The organism is Burkholderia sp. E168m23, assembly GCF_016586125.1.
GTDB lineage: Bacteria > Pseudomonadota > Gammaproteobacteria > Burkholderiales > Burkholderiaceae > Burkholderia > Burkholderia orbicola.
The window spans coordinates 1-784 of the sequence record NZ_BCPP01001580.1 but is presented as its reverse complement, the minus strand read 5'-3'; the positions used below and the strand labels follow the sequence as shown (position 1 = coordinate 784).

Genomic DNA, 784 nt, shown 5'->3' with positions numbered 1-784 from the left:
TCGTCGGCTTTTCGATGGGCGGCGGCGAGGTGGCCCGCTACATCGGCCGGCACGGCACGCGCCGCATCGCGAAGGCGGTGCTGATCGGCTCCGTGACGCCGATTGTCGCGCGCCGCGACGATCATCCGGAAGGCGTGGACGTCGCGGTATTCGACGGCATTCGCGCGGGCATCGTGGCCGATCGCGCGGCGTTTTTCGACGGCTTCTGGCCGCTCTTTACCGGTTCGAACCGCGGCGGCTCGACGGTGTCGCGCGCGGCGCTCGGCTGGACCTCGGTGATGGCGCTGCTGGGCGGGCTGAAGGGCACGCTCGAGTGCGTTCGCGCATTTTCCGAAACCGATTTCCGCGCCGACCTGCAACGGTTCGACGTGCCGACGCGCGTGATTCACGGCGACGACGACCAGACGGCGCCGCTCGCGCTGACCGGCGCCGCGACCGCGAAACGCGTGCCGAATGCGACGCTGAGCGTCTATGAAGGCGGGCCGCATGCGCTGTACCTGACGCATGCGGCCCGGCTGAACGACGAATTGCTGGCGTTCGCGCAGGACTGAGCTCCGCGACGCCGACCGGCGGCGGCGTGGGGCACGCGCCGCCCGTTTCGCGCGGCGCATCGCGCCGGCCGCGCACGCAAATGAACCGACGGATATTCGGCCGGCACGATAGAGGCGCCGAAAATAAACCGGCCGTGCGAATCGAAAAGAAAATGCGCCGTATTTCTCCGCGCGAAAAACATTTCGTCTGATATATCGAAATCGAATTCATGGACGCATGCACGATTTGCACG

At 66.8% G+C, this 784-nt stretch carries 1 protein-coding gene; it reads left to right on the top strand.

Annotated elements, in window-relative coordinates:
• Positions 1–551 (top strand): alpha/beta fold hydrolase (locus JMF90_RS39010; RefSeq protein WP_201326540.1); only part of this gene is annotated, 551 nt, incomplete at its 5' end.
• Positions 552–784 lie beyond the last annotated feature (233 nt).